Below are 17,590 nucleotides of genomic sequence, written 5' to 3'. Positions count from 1 at the left end.
CGTCTCCGCTGGCCGTAGGTTCGTGCCCCCAGCGGGCGCGTCGAACACGGGAACGCGGACGACTTGCGGTTTTCAGGTGGGCGGTTGGTGATCGAAGCCGATCCTCAGTGGTCGATCACTGTGACGCGGGCGGGATGCTCTGTTCGTACTGGAAGACGTTGTGGGGGTCGTACTTCGCCTTGATCCTGCGCAGCCGCTCGAAGCGCTGGCTCCCCCAGTAGGCGGTCGCCCACTCTTGCATTCCGACGTTCGGCACGTTGACGTAGGCGCCGTCCGCGTAGGGCCGCAGCGCCTGGCTGAACTCAGCGGTCCAGGCCTGGGCCTGCGAGGTCAGCGGGTCGCCGACGCCTGGTTGTGTTGAACGAGTCCCCCAGGCTGCGCCGATCTCGCCGTAGAAAAGCGCGTCGCGATGTGCGAACGCCGTGCCGCCGGGGGGCTCCCGCTTGATCGCCCCACCGAAGGCATCGACGAAGTAGTTGCTCTCCTCTGTGGGAGCGTTTCGCATGAAGTCGCCGATGATGTCGATCGCCTTCTTCGGGAACCGCTCTTTGACGAACTGCGAGAAGAACTTCCAGTTCGCGGGCTCTTGCGCGAGCGGGTCCTGGGCTCCTGCAAAGATGTCGCCCCAGTTACCGACCTGCACCGTGACATCGGGCGTGCCGACCGACAGGATCGGAGCCAGCATCTCTGTGGCCTGTGCCGCTGCCCCGTCCGCAAGCCACGCGGACAGCAGGATCTGGGACTTGTGGATCTCGAGCTCGGATCCCAGACGGCTGTCGGCGGACGGTACCGTACGCTGCCACGCTTCGAAGACCCCGTACAGGTCCCCAAGTCCATCCCATGTCGCCTGCACATAGGCGAGATGCTCGAGCGGATACACCTTATAGGTGAGTTGTGTGACGATCCCGAAGTTGCCGTTTCCCGCCCCACGGAGCGCCCAGAGCAGGTCCGGGTGGTGCTGCAAGTCCGCGTTGATCACCTCAGCGCAGTCGTGACCCGACGGGACGACGACCTCGGCCGCTATCAGGCTGTCGCAGGCCATGCCGAGCCAGCGGTTGAGGGGCCCGAGGCCACCGCCGAGCGTCGCACCACACAAGCTCACGCTGCCCTCGCTCCCGGTGGTGACCGCAAAGTTCTGCTTCGCGAGCGTAGTCACCGCTTCCAGTTGGTTCAGCCCGGCACCGACCGTCGCGATACGAGCGCCAGGGTCGATCTGGACCGACTTCAGCTGGCTGACGTCGATGACGATGCCGTTGTCGACGTTCGACCAGCCTTCGAGGGCGTGGCGGCCGCTCCGCACCCGCAGCGCGATGTCGTGCTGCCGCGCCCACGTCAGGGCGTTCACCACGTCCTGGGTTTCCTGTGCGAAGGCGATGACCAGCGGATAGTGAGAAAAGAGCTGGTCCCAGCCGAGTCGCGCATCCGTGTACGACGCGTCACCCGGACGGACTATGTGGCCGGTCAGCGTCGCGGGCGGGCATCCCGGGCTTTTACTCGGGTGGTCCGCGGCCACAATTCCCGGGGCGCTTGCGTCCGCAACATCCGGCGTGTCTGCGGCCGTAAGGCCCGAGACAACGACTGCTCCGACGCCAGCGGCCGCCGACGTCCTGAGCAGGTCACGGCGAGAAAGATCGCTCAAGGTTCAGATCCTCTCAATCGGTCTACGCCAGTACCGGGCTGCCAAGGGAACTCTTACCCGCTGGCCGCCCGGGCAGTCCTTTGTGGTCGCCCCCGCACGGTAAGGGGTGACGTGGTGGTGTGTCCCGACACGCCAATCGAGAACGATGACGACAGCCTGAAGGACTAATGGACCGAGCACACCCTCTACGCAGTGGGGTTTAACGGCTTTCACGATCGCCGAGTGCATACCGTCGGCCACCGAATGGGTCGGGATGATCTCGAACGTATGTCAAAACTCCGAGGAGGTTGTCAACTCCGGTCCAACCGTAACCCGTCTCTTCCGGTTCAATCGTCACCCGACCGCCTCCGTGGATGTCTGGAAATGCCGACTACCGTGTGCCGCGCTATCGAAGGCAAGGACTGGGTGGCTTTGTCCACCATCTCTGACGTCGGTTGTCCACCAACTTCGACGGCATCACCTGTGATGGTCGGATGCCCAGTTGTTCGCGGATTCTCGGTCGACAATGGAGGCAGATCGTCCGAGGAGGTGACATCGCAATGGCCAAGCTCCCCCGCCCCGAGATCCGCACCGAGCTGGAACGGGTCCGCGCCGACTTGCATCAGCTCCTCGATTCCGCAACGCCCGCCGACTTGGAGCGGCGCTCCGACGGCACGAGGTGGACCAACGAGCAATTGTTGTTCCACATGGTGTTCGGCTACATGGTGGTGCAACGGCTGCTGTTCCTGGTGCGTCTGTTCGGCTGGCTACCTCCGGGCGTGAGCCGAGGCTACGCGCGGCTCCTCGACGCCGGAACTCGCCCGTTCGACTGGATCAATTACCGCGGTTCATGCGCCGCCGCCAGGGTTTACAACCGCCGGCGCATGGGTGCGAAACTCGACCGCGTCATCGCCTCGCTGCGCTGCAGTCTGGCCGCCGCTACCGAGGCCGACCTAGCCCGCGGCATGTATTTCCCCACCCGGTGGGATCCCTGTTTCACCGAGTACATGACCTTGGAAGAGGTATTTCGTTACCCTGCAAAGCATTACGACTTCCACCGGAAGCAACTCACCCTCTCCTCACTCAGGGGGTAGCAGGTTCGCGAAGATCTGGTTGCCCAGATCGTGCGCGGGGGCGAGATCCAGCACGATGCCGCCGATCTCGGGATGTTCGGCTGCCCATGCTTCGGCGCCGGAACGGTTGGTGAAGAAGTTCAGGTAGTTACAGCAGGTGTCTGCCGAGGGTCCCCGAACGGCTCGCCCGCCCACGAACACCACCACGGTGGCCGGTTGCGCACGGGCGGATCGAGGTTCGATGGCGACGGTGATCGGTTCGCCGGTCACCGGGTCGCTGGAGTCGACGTACACCTCGGTGTCGAGCATGGCGGCCAAGCCGAGGGCGTCGATAGCGCACATGGTGTAAACGGTTGCCCCGCCTGCGATTCGAGCCCGGTGCCGGGTCGGTGTTGCCGCGAAGGGATAGGCAGAGGCGATTTCCCCGGCTGCGTCGAGCCGGATCACATCGGCATCGTGTAGGCCCCGCAGCACTTGCTCGACCGAAAAACCACCCCCGGCAGCCGGGGCGGCGAGTTCATCGGCGGTGGGAGGGCGCCCCTGGGCGGCGAAAGCAAGCAGGATCGCACGGTGCACCGCTTTTTCCGCCGGCTCGGCCGGAAGGGCTTTCGCGCGCCAGGAGCTCAGCGCCTCGACTGGCATTCGACCTTCAGCCGAGGGGGTACAGCACGATACCGATCCGGAGACGTTGTCGGATTCGGTAACCGCTGGCAGGCCCAGGGCCGTACACAGCGCGCCGACCGAGGGGGCGCCGTCCAAGCCGCCGTCCGCGGTGGGATAGAGGCGGCACGACAGGCTCGGTACCTGCCCTGCCGTGGCGAACGGGTCGCGCCCGTCGATCAGCAGAGTCGGAGACCCTGCCATTCCGGCTGCGGCAGCCTGGTCGGGATCGGTGATGACGCGATGCACGATTTCGACCGGTGCGCCGGCTGCGGCCTGCCTGATGCGGTCTTCGAGTACCGGGACGTTCGGGCAGTCCGGGACCTGCAGGATCTCCAGCTTCATGGATGCTCTCCCTGGTGTAGCGAGGTCAGGATCGGGCACGACCGGCGGGCCGGCGGAAGCTGACAGGTGGCGATGAGCTCGGTCAGCGATCGCTGCATACGCTGCAGATCCGCGATCCGCTCCGCGAGCTGGGTGATCCTGGCCTCGGCCAGAGCGCGAGCGCTGTCGCAGTCGTCGGGGCCGCCGTCGGCTAGCTGCAGCAGTTCCGCGATCTCGTCGAGGCTGAACCCCAACTCCTGGGCTCGCTTGACGAATCGCACTGTCTCCACCGCACTGTCGGGGTAGCTGCGGTAGCCCCCCGGCGACCGTGGCGGGCGCGTGAGCAGACCGCGCCGCTCGTAATAGCGCAGGGTCTGCGCGTTCACCCGCGCTCGCGCGGCCAGCTCACCGGTTCGCATGCCACCATTCTCAACCCTGTACCCACCTACAGGGTCAATACCAACGACCACGAAAATTCCAGGGCAGCGGTGCGTCCTTTCCTGTTCTGCTTCGTCTGTCCTGGTGCCCATCCCCACGGATCAAGGAGTCACCATGAGCACCAACCCGAATGAGTTCGAGGCGGCAGATCGAACCGATGCGCCAGCGCAGTCTGCGGCGCCGACGTGTTGCAGTACCGAACGGCAGACCACGTGCTGCGATCACAGCGAGAAGGCGTCGTGCTGCGCTCCGGCGGCAACGGCCGGGGGCGGGTGCGGCTGCCAGTAGCCCTTACCTGCCAAGATGCGGTGCGAGCCACGTGGCTCGCACCGCATCTTTGTCTGGTCGTGGGGATGCCGATGACCGGTCGCTGTTCCCAGGCCGGTGTGTCGGTCTATTGCTCCGAGGGTGGTGTGTCCCCGCACGCGCATTCTCCGCTGCGGGGTTGGTAGTCGTGCACGTGACCGGTGTGGTCCTGGCTGATCTGGCAGCAGGCGTGTAGTTGGGCGTGCAGAGCGGCGCGGCCGCGTTGGACGCGGGATTTCATCCCGGACACCGAGATACCCGCCTGCTTGGCGGCGGCGGCGTGGGTGCGGGCGTCGAGGTCGACCATCTTCACCGCGGCAGCTTGATCTGCGGGCAGCGCGGACAGCATCGGCACCAGGCACGAGGCGAGTTCCTTCTGCGCCGCTTCGTCGGTGTCGAGTGCAGCGTTGGATGGGTTGTCCGGGATGGCGTCGACGGGCAGTTCGCGGCGGTGAGGCGCTGAGCGATAGTAGTCGGTGATCGCGTTGCGGGTGATGGCATACATCCACCCCAGCAGCCGGTCCTGATCACGCAGATTGTCCAGGTTTTTGGCCATCCGCAGAAACACGATCGACAAGATGTCGTCGGCGTCTTCCGGGCGCGGGACACGGCGGGCGATGAAGGCCCGCAGGTCGCTGGAAAAGTCGCGCCACAGCTGCTCGAGATCACTGTTTTGGTGCTGGGGCGTGGTCGCGGTGGTTGCCACTGTCTCGTTCATCATCTCGCCTCCTGTCCGCCTTCAGCTTCCTCGCCTGCCGTCACGATCGCGAGCCTGCATTTCTGCTCAACAGCACCGAAGACGTCGACCGCGATCCGGGCCCGTCCTGCGTCCATCTGCGGGGTGTCACGTCTGTATGGGTGCCGATGTCGATGTCGGGTTCTCCGATTCGACGAATCAACAAGCGCGGTGAGGAGGTGAGAGAGCGATGCTGACCACACATCTGTTGTCGGATCTGACCGAGGAAGAGGTCGATCTGATCGTGGCGGAGGAACTGCATCTGCTCGACGCCGCCGCATGAGCGCCGCCGACGCCCGCAGCGGGCGTATCCGCTGATCCAGCACCGCAGCCGTGCCTCTACCCCCTCACGGGTAGAGGCCATCGGCGTGCCCGGCCCCGGCTGAACAGCGCACCCACCAAGCCCGCCCCGTCCTTCCCCTGCCGAAGAGAAAGGACGGGACAGGTGTGTCGTTGGTTCAGTGAGCACGGGTCGGCCGAACCAGGCGGGGTAGGACGGGGGCAACGGTGACCATGGCCCACAGTCCGATCGCCGCGATCAGAGCGGTGGCAGTGTCCGCGGAGGTGGCAGTGCCGAGTACATGCCCGCGCAGGGCGTCGGTGGCGTGTGCGACCGGATTCACCGTGGCCATGGCCTGCATCCAGCCGGGCATGGTCTCGATCGGCGCGAACGCACTCGAGACGAACATCAGCGGCATCATCACCATCATCCCGGCGAACTGCACCACATCGGGGCGGCGTAGCCGGTCCCCGATCAGCCCGAACAGAGCGCTCATCGCCCCCGCCAGCACCACCAGAACCCCGATTGCGGCAACGGCATCCACGGCGGTGCCGTGGAAGCCGAAACCCAGCAGCACCGCGGCGATCCCGAGCAGCGCAGCTCGAGCGAGGGTGAAGACGGCCTCGTTGATGGTGCGAGCCATCCCGGGCAACGTCGCTCGCATCGGCAGGGCCGCGAAGCGGTCGTGCAGGCCGTTGGTGTGGTCGATCGCGGCGGAAACTCCGGCGTTGGTGCCGGCCATCACCGTGGAGACCGCGAGCATGGCCGGGGTGAGGAAGTCGATGTAGCTGACTCCGGGCGGGAAGCCGGGTCCGGCGGCGACGCTGCGGAAGACCTGGCTGAACAGCACGAGCATCGCCATCGGCATGGTCAGCGAGAACATCAGCAGCTGCGGGACGCGGGCGCTGGTGCGCAGGTTCCGGACAGTCAGGGCGGCGAGTTGGTTCCCGATCGGGGAACGCCCGAGGGCGGTCATGGTTGTGGTGGTCATCGGTGGGCTCCGGTGGTGTGGGTGAGATGAGTGAAGACGTCGTCGAGGCTCGGGGACGTCACATCCAGATCGGTGACGTCGAGACCGCCGCGATGGAGATCAGCGACCAGCGCGGTCGCGGTGGGGGCGTCCTCGACGGTGACCGACACCCGTGCTCGGGTGCCGTCGGCCCGGTCGGTGTCCGGGGTGAACGGCAGCTCCGCGACCTGGTGGACCGGGACGGTGACGTGCACAACCTTGCCGCCGACGATCTGTTTCAGCTCGGCGGGGGTTCCGCGGGCAGCGATGTGGCCGCGGTTCAGGACCACGATGTCATCGGCGAGGCGGTCGGCTTCCTCCAGATATTGGGTCGTGAGCACCACGGTGGTGCCCGCGGTGGTGAGCTCGTCGACGACGTCCCACAGTCCGGCGCGGGCCAGGGGGTCCAGACCGGTGGTCGGCTCGTCGAGGAACAGAACCGACGGGGCACCGACAAGGCTCGCGGCCAGGTCGACGCGGCGTCGGGAACCGCCCGAGAGTTCCCCGATTCGCCGGGCCGCGTACTCGTGCAGCCCGAGCCGGTCGATCAACGCCTCAGCGCGCGGGCGTGCGCGGCGACGCAGCCCGGCCAGGCGTCCGATCAGCTCCAAATTCTCGCGCGCGGTGAGGAATTCGTCGAGTCCGGCGTATTGACCGGTCACCCCGATCCGGCGGCGGACCTCGGTAGCATCGGCCACCACGTCACGGCCCCCGATCTCCACACGCCCCACCGTGGGACGCACCAGGGTCGTGAGAGCGCGGATCAAGGTGGTCTTACCGGCACCGTTGTGGCCGAGCACCCCGAGCGTCGTCCCCGCGGCAACTTCCAGATCGACACCGTCGAGTGCCCAGGTTCTGCCGTAGGCGACGTGCAGATCCTCGACCACCACGGCTGGCGCGGTCATCGCACACCCCCGAGGTGATCGGCGAAGCGGTTGAACAGGTAGATGGCCATCGCAAGGATTCCTCTCGGAAGAAGGTGTGCTCACACCCGGAGTGGATGGGAGTCCGCTTCCTCAGACGAACCAGCCTCGAATTGGACGCAAAACCCTCGACACCACGGATTTGCGGGCCGGTACCCGGCAGACGATCTCGTCTCGCAAACTGAAGCTGTGGGCGGATCTTCGGGTTCGACCGGGCGGCGACGTCGATCTCGGACGTGGTGCTCGCGCCACGCAACAGCTGGGTGCGGTGAAGCTGGCCCCGGTGTCGGTGTGGGCGGTGAACAGGTGGCCGTTGTGGGTGACGGTGTCGACGCGCTGGTGGGTGTGGATGTCGGCGTCGAGAGTTTTCGCGTACTGGCGTAGATCGTCGATGACGTCGTCGCGGTGTGGGTAGTGGTCGGGGTCGCCGGGGAACAGCAGGCCGGGCAGGGCACTGTATCGGGCGGGTGAGAACAGGGTGAGGCTGTCGTAGTAGTGCGGCCAGGACCCGACGGGTTCGGGTCCTGCTTCCAGCAGGGCGACGGTGAGGCCGTGTTTGCGCAGGTGGTGGGTGGCGGCCAGTCCTGATTGGCCGCCACCGATGACGAGGGCGTCGTAGCCGGTGGTCACTGGTTGTGTCCTCGAGGATCAGATGGGTAGGTCGTGGCGGGGTGTGGAGGCGAGCGCGACGGTCGCGGCGACGACGGCCAGGGCGGCGAGAACGAGGTAGGTGTTGGCGTAGCTGCCCGTCACGCGGGTGAGGGCGGTGCCCGCCCACGGCGCCAACGCCATGACGATGACCACCGGCGCGGACATGAGTCCGTTGAGGCGGCCGTAATGTGTTGCGCCCCAACGTTCGGTGATCGCGGTGGCCTGGATGAGGGTCATGATCCCGCGCACGAGCCCGGCACCGATAGAGACGCCGATCAGGACCATGACGGTGGTGCCGAGTCCGAGCAGTGCGGTCGTGGCGGCGGTCGCGGCGAAGGCCGCGACGATGCGGGGGCGGGGGCCGGTGGCGGCAGCGAGTGGGAGGTAGCCGATGCGGCCGAGGACTTGTCCGGCGCCGCCGAGACCGAGGGTGAGCGCGGCCAGCGCCGGGGAGAATCCGCGTTCGATCAGCAGCGGCACCAGGTTGAATACCCCGGCGAAGGCGGTGAACGCACCCAAGCTCAGGGCGATCACCAGTGCCAGGAACGCGGGACTGCGCGACACGGCATTGTGGTCGGCGTGGAAGCTGTTGGCCGGTGGGGGCGGTTCCGGCCAGGGTCCGTGCAAGCCGATCCAGTGGGCGGGGATCGTCACCATGGCCAGAACTGCGGCGAGGACGAGATAGGTTGCGCGCCAATCGGCGTGCTGCACCAGTGCGGCGGTCAGGGGCGCGAAGACGGTGCTGGCAAGTCCGGCGGCCAGGGTCAGGATCATCAACGCTTTCACATGCCCGGTCCCGTACCAGCGGGTCAGCGCGGCGAAGGCGGGTGGGTAGAGCACCGCGCCCATCGCGATCCCGGCGGCGATCCACCCGATGAAGAACAGCACCAGGTTCGGTGCGGTCGCCACGACGACGAGCGAGGGGATGGCGAGGATGGATCCGAGGGTCATGATGGCGCGGGGGCCGATGCGGTCGACGAGGCGTCCGACCGGGATTCCGGTGAGCGCGGCCGCGAGTTGGCTCAGGGAGAAGGCTGCGGTGATGGTCGGTGCCGACCAGCCGGTGTCCTCGGTGATCGAGACCGACAGGACGGGAAAGGCGTAGTAGAGGATTCCCCAGCTGGTGATCTCGGTCAGGCACAGGATCGTCAGCACCCGCCGCAGACCGGCAGCGGTGAGGCCACCGGTCTGCGGGGCAACAGTGATGTCGTTCAACGGGTCACACCCGCGCGGGGGCGGTCAGGGTGATCAACTCCGGTTGCGATGTACCGCAGCAGCCACCACCACTGTCGGCATTGTCCGCGGTGGCGGAGTTGGGGTCGTCGAAGACTCCGGCACCACCGCAGACGCCGGTGTCGGGCAAGCTGAGTTCGACGCGGGTGGCCGATTCGTGGTCACCGGCCAGAGCGGCGGCGATGGAGCGGACCTGTTCGTAGCCGGTCATCGCCAGGAAGGTCGGGGCGCGGCCGTAGCTTTTCATCCCGGCCAGATACACGTTCGGTTCCGGGTGGGAGAGTTCGGTGACGCCGTGGGGGTAGACGGTGCCGCAGGAGTGCACGTTCGGGTCGATCAACGGTGCCAGCTGGGTTGGGGCTTGTAGGACTGGATCGAGGCCGAGGCGGATCTCCGACAGCCACGACAGGTCGGGCCGGAACCCGGTCAACACCACCACCCGATCCACATCCTCGAGGCGCTGCCCGGTGTCGGAGACCAGGGAGTAGCGGCCGCTGGTGTCGGGTTCGATCGCGGCGGTGCGGAATCCGGTCACCACCCGCAGATGCCCGGCCTCCACCGCTGCCTTCGCCCGCTGTCCCAGCGCGCCCCGCGCGGGCAACTGATCGGCCGCGCCGCCGCCGAAGGTGTCGGCGACATCCCCACGACGCAGCACCCAACTGATGAGGGTCCCCGGCTCCCTCTCGGCGAGCCCGGCCAGAGCAACGATGGCGGTGAGCGCGGAATGCCCGCTTCCGGCGATCACGATGTGGCGTCCGGCGTAGCGGGCACGCACCTGTGGATTGTCGAGGTCGGGCACCCGGTGCTCGATCACCTCACCAGCAGCGGCTTCCCCGAGCGCCGGAAGTCCTTCACCGCCAAGGGGATTCGGTGTGCCCCAGGTGCCGGAGGCATCGATCACCGCACGCGCCAGCACCCGGTCCTCGGTGCCGTCGGCGTCGCGGATGTGCACCGACAGCGGTTCGCTGTCGCGGCCGGAGTCCACGACCAGGTCACGCCCACGACGGGCCACGCCGACGACCTCGGTGCCCACGCGCACGATGTCGCCGAGCGCGGTGGCCAGGGGAATCAGGTAGTCACGGGCCCAGTCCTGCCCGGTCGGGTAGCTGTTCTCGGCGGGGGCGCTCCAGCCGGTGGTGTCGAGGAGGCGGCGCGCCGCGGGGTCGATGAGTTCGCCCCAGCGGGAGAACACGCGCACGTGGTTCCACTGCGACACCGCGGCCCCGGCGGCGGCACCGCGTTCGAATACCACAACAGGGAGCTCACGTTCGCGGAGTTGAGCGGCGGCGGCCAGGCCGATCGGTCCTGCTCCTACTACGACGACAGGCAGTTCGTTCATGATCCGATCCTTTCATCGACGGTCATCGATCAATCAACTTCGAACTGTATCGACGGTCATCGATGAATGCAACCATCGATGATCGTCGATACAATCGTGTGATGACCGATCTCGAGATGCCCGTCCTGCGCACCGAGCGCCTCGATGCGCTCTCGACCAGCGACGCGAGCACGTACGCCGCGTGGTTCGCCTGCCTGGCCGACCCGACACGGGTACGGCTGCTGCACCAGGTCGCCAGCCGCCCGGCCGGGATCACCATCGGCGAACTCACCGAAGCCCTCGGCATCGGACAGCCCACGGTGTCGCATCACGTGCGCAAGCTCGCCGACGTCGGGTTCGTCAGCGTCCATAAGGACCGCACCTCCACCGTGGTGATGGTCAACCCCGCCTGCTGCACTGGCCTGCCGCATGCCGCCGACGCTGTCATGGGCGTACTCACCCAGCGGCCCTGCTGCCCCACCGACCTCCCCGAGGACGTCTCCGTGCGTGCGATGACCGACGCCGACTGGGACCCCGTCCTACGCATCTACGGCGAAGGCATTGCGACCGGTAACGCCACTTTCGCCACCGAGGTCCCCGGCCGCGACGCCCTCGACGCCGAATGGCTGCCCGGACATCGCTGGGTCGCCGAGATCGACGGCGCCGTGGTCGGATGGGCGACGCTGCGCCCGGTCTCGCAGCGTGACTACTACGGCGGGGTCGCGGAGAACTCCGTCTACGTCGCCGAGGACATGCGCGGACGCGGTGTCGGAAAGGCGCTGCTGCACAAGCAGGTCATCGCCGCCGACGAAGCCGGACTCTGGACCTTGCAGACCTCGATATTCCCCGAGAACCGCGCCGGCATCGCCCTGCACCACTCCGCCGGATATCGCACCATCGGCGTACGCGAACGCATCGCCCAACACCACGGCACCTGGCGCGACACCGTCCTGCTCGAACGCCGCAGTCCCGTCACCTGATCACGGCGGCGAGGGAAGTTCACCCGAAGTTTGCTTGCCCATCGATTAGACATCGGTCAATATCGACCTATGTCTAAATCGCAGCTGGCGATCACGCCGGTGCAGGAGTGCGCACCGTCCCCGGTGCTGCGCCCACCGTTGTCGGCCGAGTCCGCGGTTCCCCTGGCAGCCGCATTCAAGGCATTGTCGGATCCGGTTCGGCTGCGGGTACTGAGCGCGGTCGCCAGCCGCGCCGATCACGAAGCGTGCGTGTGCGACCTGTCCGAGGGCATCGACGTAACCCAGCCGACGATCTCGCATCACCTGAAAGTGCTGCGTGAAGCAGGTCTGCTCAGCAGCGAACGTCGCGCGTCGTGGGTGTACTACCGCGTCGAGCCCGCCGTCTTGGAGCAGGTTTCGGCGTTCCTGGCCGCGATGACGCCGGAGGATGCGCGGTGACCGGGTTGGCGCGGCGGCTGGTCGCGGAGTTCGTGGGCAGCGCGTTGCTGGTCGCGGTAGTCGTCGGTTCCGGGATCGCCGCCCAACAGCTCTCCCCCGGCAATACCGGTTTGCAGTTGCTGGAGAACTCGACGGCGACGGTGTTCGGTCTCGGCGTGCTGATTCTGGTATTCGGGCCGGTCTCGGGCGCGCACTTCAATCCCGTTGTCTCGCTGGCAGATTGGTGGATCGGGTGCCACAGCGGTACCGGCCTCCGTGGCGGGGAGGTCTTGGCCTACATCGTCGCGCAGGTTGCTGGGTGCTCGGTCGGGGCGGTGCTGGCCAATGTCATGTTCGAGGTAGGCGCGTTCCAAGTTTCCACCCATGACCGCGTCAGCGATGGTCATGTAGTCGGTGAGGTGGTGGCCACGGCGGGGTTGCTGGCGGTGATTTTCGCGCTGGCACGCACAGGCCGGGCAGCGATGTCGGCGGCAGCAGTAGGCGCCTATATCGGGGCGGCGTACTGGTTCACGAGTTCGACCTCCTTCGCCAATCCTGCGGTCACGGTGGGCCGGATGTTCTCCGACACCTTCGCCGGTATCGCTCCGGGCTCGGTGCCCGCCTTCATCGGCGCACAAGTCCTCGGCGCGGTGCTGGGTGTGGCGTTGATCGTGTGGCTGTATCCCGGTAGCGCCGCGACCGCGGACAACGTCGTCGTTCCCCACGAGAACGCCGAGTCCGAAAAGCTCTCTCAGGTCTGAAAGGAACACCCTCACATGGCATCCAAACCCAGTGTTCTGTTCGTCTGCGTCCACAACGCCGGACGCTCGCAGATGGCCGCCGGCTTCCTGGCACATCTGGCTGGTGGGGCGATCGAGGTGCGCTCGGCGGGCAGCGCTCCGGCCGAGTCGTTGAATCCCGCCGCCGTGGCGGCGATGAAGGAACTCGGGATCGACATCACCACCCAGTTCCCGAAGATCCTCACCTACGACGCGGTAGAGACCTCCGATGTGGTGATCACCATGGGTTGCGGCGATACCTGCCCGGTGCTGCCCGGCGTGAGCTACCGCGACTGGCAACTCGAGGACCCGGCAGGCAAAGGCGTCGAAGCGGTGCGCCCGATTCGCGACGAGATCCGCTCACGCGTCGAGGCTCTCATCGCCGAACTGCTGCCCACTCACGCCTGATCCCCAGGGAAGTCATTGTGCCGACCGTAGAGATCTTCGAACCCGCGCTGTGCTGCAACACCGGTGTGACATCCACCTGCACGGCAAGTCCGTCGCCGAACTCGCCGACCAGGTACTGCCCGCCCTCACCACCGCCATGAACCTGCTCCGCGACCAGCATCCAGGCGAAGCCGACAATTTCCGCGACACCGTCCTGATCGCCATCGAAGCCACCACCGGACCCGGCAAGGGCGAGCCTGGCCCCGCCGTGGCCGCGATGGCCCGCAAGATCACTGCGGCCCTCGACGCCGCTTGACGAGTGCGTGGTCGGCGCAGTGCAGCCGGTAGCTGGTCGCGGGGTCCGCCCCAAACCCCGCGACACGGCCGGCGACCGTCGAACCCCAGGTGCGGTCGTGTGACCGTTGGGCACCGCGCCCGGCGGCATACGGACGTTGGTTGGGGCGGGATGCCCGTCGCAGCGCTCCAGCGAACTAAGCCCGAGGCATGGCTGCCGGCGTCGTCAGCCTGTGGAAGATGCGCTGGCTTGGTGGGGTCACGATCACGGCCTTGGATGATCATGCCGACCTGGTGCCGGTCAAGCAGAGCTTTGCTCACAACGCAGTCCCGTGGATGGCCCCGCGGTGATCACGATTGGCCCGGCCGGTGCCAGCCGGGCCAATCGCTCTGTCTCCGAGCGCTTTTGCCGCAAGAAGGACAACGTCCGATCGATCCCTTCGATCTCGCCGAGCCAGGCCTCGTGTTCGGCGCGCGCCCGGCGCGCAACCAGGTCTTCTTCGATCTTGCCCAAGCGTGACAGCATTTTTTGGGTTGATGTTGAGCATTGGGCATCGGATGCAGGCTTCCCAGAACCAACGGACCGTGACTATCCGAAGCCCGCCGAACGCACTGAAATGCCGCATACCCCGCTGAGCGAATCGGCCGGCGCGGGGCAGGCGACCTTCAGGTGGCTGTATTGATTCGAGACCGACCGAACACACCGCTGCATGACGATGACCGTGCAGCGGCCCTTGCTCGGAGACCGACTTGGCTACTCTGCGGCTTTTCGGTGCTCGATTGTGTAATGAGCCATCACCCAGGCATTTCGAGGTCGTTGGCAGTCATCTCGTCGAGAGAACCACGTCCAGGATCCCGGTCGCCGGCCGGCCCGCGACCTGTGGGTTCGTGCTGAAACCTGGGATCGGTAGGTGGCGCGCGCGGCATCTACTGACCCCATGACATCTTCTCAACCTCCCACGAACCAACCGCAGTCCGCTGGCCTGGACAAAAAGACCAGCGCGATCCTGTCGTACGCACTGGGGTGGCTCACGGGAATCATCTTCCTATTTGTGGGAAAGAACGATCCCGATGTGAAATTCCATGCCTCGCAATCGATCGTCTTCTTCGGGGCGGTTTCGGTGGTCAATATTGTTCTGAGCATCGCCGGCTCGCTCCTCGGAGTCCTGGGGATCATCTTCAGCCTCGCCGGACTCGCAGTCGCGGTCTTCGCAGTCGTCGTCTGGATCATGGCCATGATCCAGGCGAACAACACCGGCGGTGTCCGTGCAGAGCTTCCCATTGTCGGAAAATTCACTGCCCCATATGCCGATCAGTTGGCCAACTCGGTCAAGTAGCGGCATATTCGAAGTCCCCAGCTGGATTTCGCAATCGAGGATGCTGTCGGCACCCCAGTCGGCGGCCAGATGCTACAGTCCAAAGATCAACGGCCCGAGGCTATCTCGGGCCGTTGGCGTCCGCGCGGAACGTCCGACAATGCCGAGCATCGTGCACCTCGTCGGCCTTGCTTAGGCCAGGGCAGTTCGGCGTCGGTCAGCCGCGGCGCGAACCCGACCGCGGGACGCCATGGAGCCATATCGGGCGCAGCCTTCACCAGGTCGTCGGTATTGGCATACAGTGCAGTCGCGAGGGTGTCGATCTCGTTGTTCACACCTCGATCTTCAACACCCTCGCTTCATTTCGGTGCTGCGATGCGCGGCGAGATCCTTTACCTGGCAGCAGAACTCGCAACGGCTACATTTGTCAGACCGTCGGCTCGTCGGGCACCAATCCGCCGTTCACGGCCCGCGCCCAGAGCCTGTGGTGCCACTCGTTGGCGCCAAGGCAAGGTCGAGTCGTGAACACCGAGCCGGGGCCTGTCTCGATCAGGTGCAACAGCGACCAAGCCATGCCGTAGTAGTCGTCGGGTCCGAAGCAGGCGGCGAGTGCCGCTGCCTCCTCCGCTGTCACCGGCGCCGTTATCGCCTCGAGCTGTGCGGCCCGCCGATCGATCTCGGCCTCATCGCCATCCCAATCCGGCAAGGCGCCCTCAGCGACAAAAGCCTGTACTTCAGGTCTCACCGAGCAATCTTCCCCCAGAAACCAGCTCCGCGAAATGACCCGTCACCCCTGGGAATTACTCATCTAGAGGCGTATCGCCGTACGGACGAGGTCGGCGACGGCTTTGGATCTGCTGTGTGGTGGCCAGGCGATGACGGTGGTGACGGCCGGTGCGTCCGGCACCGGCACGATGGCGTGATCGTCGCGTAGCTGGGCTCGGAGCGACTCGGGCATGACCGCACAGGCCCGTCCGAGCATGATCAGCTGGGTCAACTGGGTATGGTCGCGAACCTGCGGGCCGGGGCCGTCCGGATAACTTCCATCCCGTCGAGGCCAGCGCGGCAGGGGCAGGTCCGTCAGGGCGTTGACCTCGGCCATCGACATGTGGGGTCGGTTGGCGAGGGGGTGCCCCGCGGGCAGGACCACGATCTGCTGTTCGGTGTGCAGGTCCTCGGTGTCGAATCCGGCCGTCGTGTCGTAGGGCTGGTGGAGCAGAGCAACGTCGGCACGCCCGTTGCGTAGCAGGCTTTCCGGTTCGCCGGGCCCGCACAGCACCACCTCGACTGCGACTGCGCAGGGGTCGGCGGCGTAGGCGTCCAGCAGCTTCGACAACAATTCGCTCGACGCTCCTGCCTTGGTGGCCAGCACCACACCGGGCCGGTCGGCAGCGGCGCGGCGGGTGCGGCGCTCGGCGGCTTCGACCGCTTCGAGAGCGATCCGGGCCTCCCGCAGAAGCACCGACCCGGCCTCGGTCAAAGTGATTGCGCGAGCAGTGCGGTGCAGCAGAACGACTCCGAGCCGCCGTTCGAGCTGCTGGATCGCCCGCGACAGCGGTGGTTGCGCCATCGCGAGCCGTTGTGCCGCCCGCCCGAAGTGCAACTCCTCGGCGACGGCGACGAAATATCGCAACTCCCGCGTCTCCACCATGTCATCGTATCCGGCGCCTACCACGACCAATACCCGTGCGGTATCGCCGCCCACCCAATCGGTCTTGGACGCCCCACCCGAGTCCGCAGCATCCTCGACGGCATGAGTGATCGGACGATTGCGCTGGTGACCGGCGCGAACAAAGGAATCGGATACGAGATCGCGGCGGGCTTGGGCGCCCTTGGCTGGCGAATCGGTGTGGGCGCGAGGGATCGACAACGCCGCGAGACCGCGGTGGAGAAGCTGCGCGCGGCCGGGACCGATGCGTTCGGCGTGCCGCTCGACGTGGACGACGACGCAAGTGTCGCCGCCGCGGCCGAGCTGATCGCCGACCATGCCGGAGGGCTCGACGTCCTGGTCAACAATGCCGCGATCACCGGCGGTATGCCACAGACACCCACCACGGTCGATCCCGCGACCGTGCGAGCTGTCGTGGAAACCAACGTGATCGGCGTCGTCCGGGTCACCAACATGATGCTGCCGATGCTGCGCCGCTCGGCATCACCGCGAATCGTGAACATGTCCAGCAGCGTGGGCTCGCTCGCCCTGCAAACCACGCCCGACATCGACATGGGCCCGATTCCCACTGCGTACTTGGCGTCGAAGACCTTCCTCAACGCCGTCACCATCCAATACGTCAAGGAACTGAGCGACACCAACATCCTGATCAACTCCGGCTGCCCCGGTTTCACCGCCACCGACCTCAACGGCTTCCGAGGCGTCCGCACACCCCAACAGGGGGCGGCGATCGCGATTCACCTCGCGACCCTGCCCGACGACGGGCCGACCGGCGGATTCTTCGACGACGCCGGAACAGTGCCCTGGTGACCGGCACACCGGTGCGAACCATTCCCGTTCCCGAAATCAGCCGCGCATCGCACGCCGGAGGAGAAGCAAGACAATGACAAAAGCAGTCAGGTACGACGAATTCGGCGGAATCGACGTCCTGCGGATCGACGAGGTCGACCGCCCGGTGCCCGCGGCCAGGCAGGTCCTCGTGCAGGTAAGAGCGGCAGCCATCAACCCCGGTGAGGCGGCCATACGCACCGGCGCGATGGCGGACATCTTTCCCTCGACCTTTCCGTCCGGGCAGGGCAGCGATCTCGCCGGAGTTGTCGCCGAGATCGGCGCCGGAGCCGACCGATTCTCGGCCGGCGAGCACAACACCTGTCGCGATTTGCTACAGTCCCCATCAAA

20 protein-coding genes and 2 pseudogenes are annotated in these 17,590 nt (G+C 66.4%); 9 read left to right on the top strand and 13 right to left on the bottom strand.

The features are described from left to right. Nucleotides 1-115: 115 nt before the first annotated feature. Complete coding sequence (locus NL1_RS04770; protein ID WP_067834693.1) at nt 116-1,639, bottom strand: FAD-binding oxidoreductase; 1,524 nt, start codon at nt 1,637-1,639, stop codon at nt 116-118. 539 nt (nt 1,640-2,178) lie between these two features. On the opposite strand from NL1_RS04770, the gene NL1_RS04765 reads away from it, so the two are divergent. Next, nucleotides 2,179-2,712, top strand: a complete 534-nt coding sequence (locus NL1_RS04765) for a DinB family protein (RefSeq protein WP_067834691.1) — start codon at nt 2,179-2,181, stop codon at nt 2,710-2,712. On the opposite strand, the gene merB is transcribed toward NL1_RS04765, so the two are convergent. The 8 genes from merB to NL1_RS04725 all read right to left on the bottom strand — a co-directional run bounded on the left by merB (nt 2,698) and on the right by NL1_RS04725 (nt 10,590). Further along, nucleotides 2,698-3,696 carry an organomercurial lyase gene (gene merB / locus NL1_RS04760; RefSeq protein WP_067834689.1) on the bottom strand — a complete coding sequence of 333 codons (999 nt, stop codon included), beginning with the start codon at nt 3,694-3,696 and terminating at the stop codon, nt 2,698-2,700. The two genes, NL1_RS04765 and merB, sit on opposite strands and share 15 nt — an antisense overlap. Further along, a complete protein-coding gene (locus tag NL1_RS04755) occupies nt 3,693-4,094 on the bottom strand; it encodes a MerR family transcriptional regulator (protein WP_067834687.1) in 402 nt (133 codons plus the stop codon). The genes merB and NL1_RS04755 overlap by 4 nt, the downstream gene beginning before the upstream one ends. Before the next feature lie 413 nt (nt 4,095-4,507). Beyond that, nucleotides 4,508-5,137, bottom strand: a complete 630-nt coding sequence (locus NL1_RS04750) for a sigma-70 family RNA polymerase sigma factor (RefSeq protein WP_067834685.1) — start codon at nt 5,135-5,137, stop codon at nt 4,508-4,510. A 476-nt stretch (nt 5,138-5,613) separates the two neighbouring features. Beyond that, nucleotides 5,614-6,426 carry an ABC transporter permease gene (locus NL1_RS04745; protein ID WP_067834683.1) on the bottom strand — a complete coding sequence of 271 codons (813 nt, stop codon included), beginning with the start codon at nt 6,424-6,426 and terminating at the stop codon, nt 5,614-5,616. Further along, entirely contained in the window at nt 6,423-7,349 is a 927-nt protein-coding gene (locus NL1_RS04740; protein WP_067834681.1) for an ABC transporter ATP-binding protein, read from the bottom strand. Before NL1_RS04740 ends, NL1_RS04745 begins: the two co-directional genes overlap by 4 nt. Nucleotides 7,350-7,460: 111 nt before the next feature. Beyond that, entirely contained in the window at nt 7,461-7,997 is a 537-nt protein-coding gene (locus NL1_RS04735; RefSeq protein ID WP_084510308.1) for an NAD(P)-binding domain-containing protein, read from the bottom strand. Nucleotides 7,998-8,015: 18 nt separating this feature from the next. Continuing rightward, nucleotides 8,016-9,233, bottom strand: a complete 1,218-nt coding sequence (locus NL1_RS04730; protein WP_067834679.1) for an MFS transporter — start codon at nt 9,231-9,233, stop codon at nt 8,016-8,018. A 4-nt stretch (nt 9,234-9,237) separates the two neighbouring features. Further along, entirely contained in the window at nt 9,238-10,590 is a 1,353-nt protein-coding gene (locus NL1_RS04725; protein WP_067834677.1) for an NAD(P)-binding domain-containing protein, read from the bottom strand. 101 nt (nt 10,591-10,691) lie between these two features. Between NL1_RS04725 and NL1_RS04720 the strand changes: the two genes are divergently transcribed. The 5 genes from NL1_RS04720 (at nt 10,692) to NL1_RS04700 (ending at nt 13,448) form a co-directional block, all read left to right on the top strand. Continuing rightward, nucleotides 10,692-11,549 (top strand): helix-turn-helix domain-containing GNAT family N-acetyltransferase, encoded by an 858-nt coding sequence (locus NL1_RS04720; protein ID WP_067834775.1) that lies wholly within the window; start codon nt 10,692-10,694, stop codon nt 11,547-11,549. 69 nt (nt 11,550-11,618) lie between these two features. Next, complete coding sequence (locus NL1_RS04715) at nt 11,619-11,987, top strand: ArsR/SmtB family transcription factor (protein WP_067834675.1); 369 nt, start codon at nt 11,619-11,621, stop codon at nt 11,985-11,987. Then, nucleotides 11,984-12,727 (top strand): aquaporin, encoded by a 744-nt coding sequence (locus NL1_RS04710; RefSeq protein ID WP_067834673.1) that lies wholly within the window; start codon nt 11,984-11,986, stop codon nt 12,725-12,727. Before NL1_RS04715 ends, NL1_RS04710 begins: the two co-directional genes overlap by 4 nt. Before the next feature lie 15 nt (nt 12,728-12,742). After that, nucleotides 12,743-13,153 carry an arsenate reductase ArsC gene (locus tag NL1_RS04705; protein ID WP_067834671.1) on the top strand — a complete coding sequence of 137 codons (411 nt, stop codon included), beginning with the start codon at nt 12,743-12,745 and terminating at the stop codon, nt 13,151-13,153. Nucleotides 13,154-13,202: 49 nt separating this feature from the next. After that, nucleotides 13,203-13,448: a hypothetical protein gene (locus NL1_RS04700; protein ID WP_218024359.1), complete on the top strand. Its 246-nt coding sequence runs from the start codon at nt 13,203-13,205 to the stop codon at nt 13,446-13,448. A 279-nt stretch (nt 13,449-13,727) separates the two neighbouring features. Here NL1_RS04700 and NL1_RS36215 read toward each other — a convergent pair whose 3' ends face one another. Further along, complete coding sequence (locus NL1_RS36215) at nt 13,728-13,940, bottom strand: hypothetical protein (protein ID WP_218024358.1); 213 nt, start codon at nt 13,938-13,940, stop codon at nt 13,728-13,730. 424 nt (nt 13,941-14,364) lie between these two features. On the opposite strand from NL1_RS36215, the gene NL1_RS04695 reads away from it, so the two are divergent. Further along, nucleotides 14,365-14,763, top strand: coding sequence for a DUF4870 domain-containing protein (locus tag NL1_RS04695; RefSeq protein WP_067834669.1), 399 nt, complete (start codon nt 14,365-14,367; stop codon nt 14,761-14,763). Between the two features lie 182 nt (nt 14,764-14,945). On the opposite strand, the pseudogene NL1_RS40375 reads toward NL1_RS04695, so the two are convergent. From NL1_RS40375 to NL1_RS04685, 3 genes and pseudogenes are all read right to left on the bottom strand, one after another. Further along, nucleotides 14,946-15,077, bottom strand: a pseudogene (locus tag NL1_RS40375) (IS982 family transposase); the annotation flags it as partial. 92 nt (nt 15,078-15,169) lie between these two features. Further along, nucleotides 15,170-15,487 carry a hypothetical protein gene (locus NL1_RS04690; RefSeq protein ID WP_067834667.1) on the bottom strand — a complete coding sequence of 106 codons (318 nt, stop codon included), beginning with the start codon at nt 15,485-15,487 and terminating at the stop codon, nt 15,170-15,172. A 63-nt stretch (nt 15,488-15,550) separates the two neighbouring features. Continuing rightward, a complete protein-coding gene (locus NL1_RS04685) occupies nt 15,551-16,393 on the bottom strand; it encodes a LysR family transcriptional regulator (RefSeq protein WP_281180778.1) in 843 nt (280 codons plus the stop codon). Nucleotides 16,394-16,495: 102 nt separating this feature from the next. On the opposite strand from NL1_RS04685, the gene NL1_RS04680 reads away from it, so the two are divergent. Together NL1_RS04680 and NL1_RS39270 are read left to right on the top strand one after the other, a co-directional pair. Further along, nucleotides 16,496-17,221 carry an SDR family NAD(P)-dependent oxidoreductase gene (locus NL1_RS04680; RefSeq protein WP_067834665.1) on the top strand — a complete coding sequence of 242 codons (726 nt, stop codon included), beginning with the start codon at nt 16,496-16,498 and terminating at the stop codon, nt 17,219-17,221. 73 nt (nt 17,222-17,294) lie between these two features. Further along, nucleotides 17,295-17,552: pseudogene (locus tag NL1_RS39270) on the top strand (alcohol dehydrogenase catalytic domain-containing protein); the annotation flags it as partial. Nucleotides 17,553-17,590: the final 38 nt, after the last annotated feature.

The sequence above is a fragment of the Nocardia lijiangensis NBRC 108240 genome (assembly GCF_001613045.1).
In the GTDB taxonomy this organism is placed as follows: domain Bacteria; phylum Actinomycetota; class Actinomycetes; order Mycobacteriales; family Mycobacteriaceae; genus Nocardia; species Nocardia lijiangensis.
This window is presented reverse-complemented; position numbering and strand designations above follow the sequence as displayed.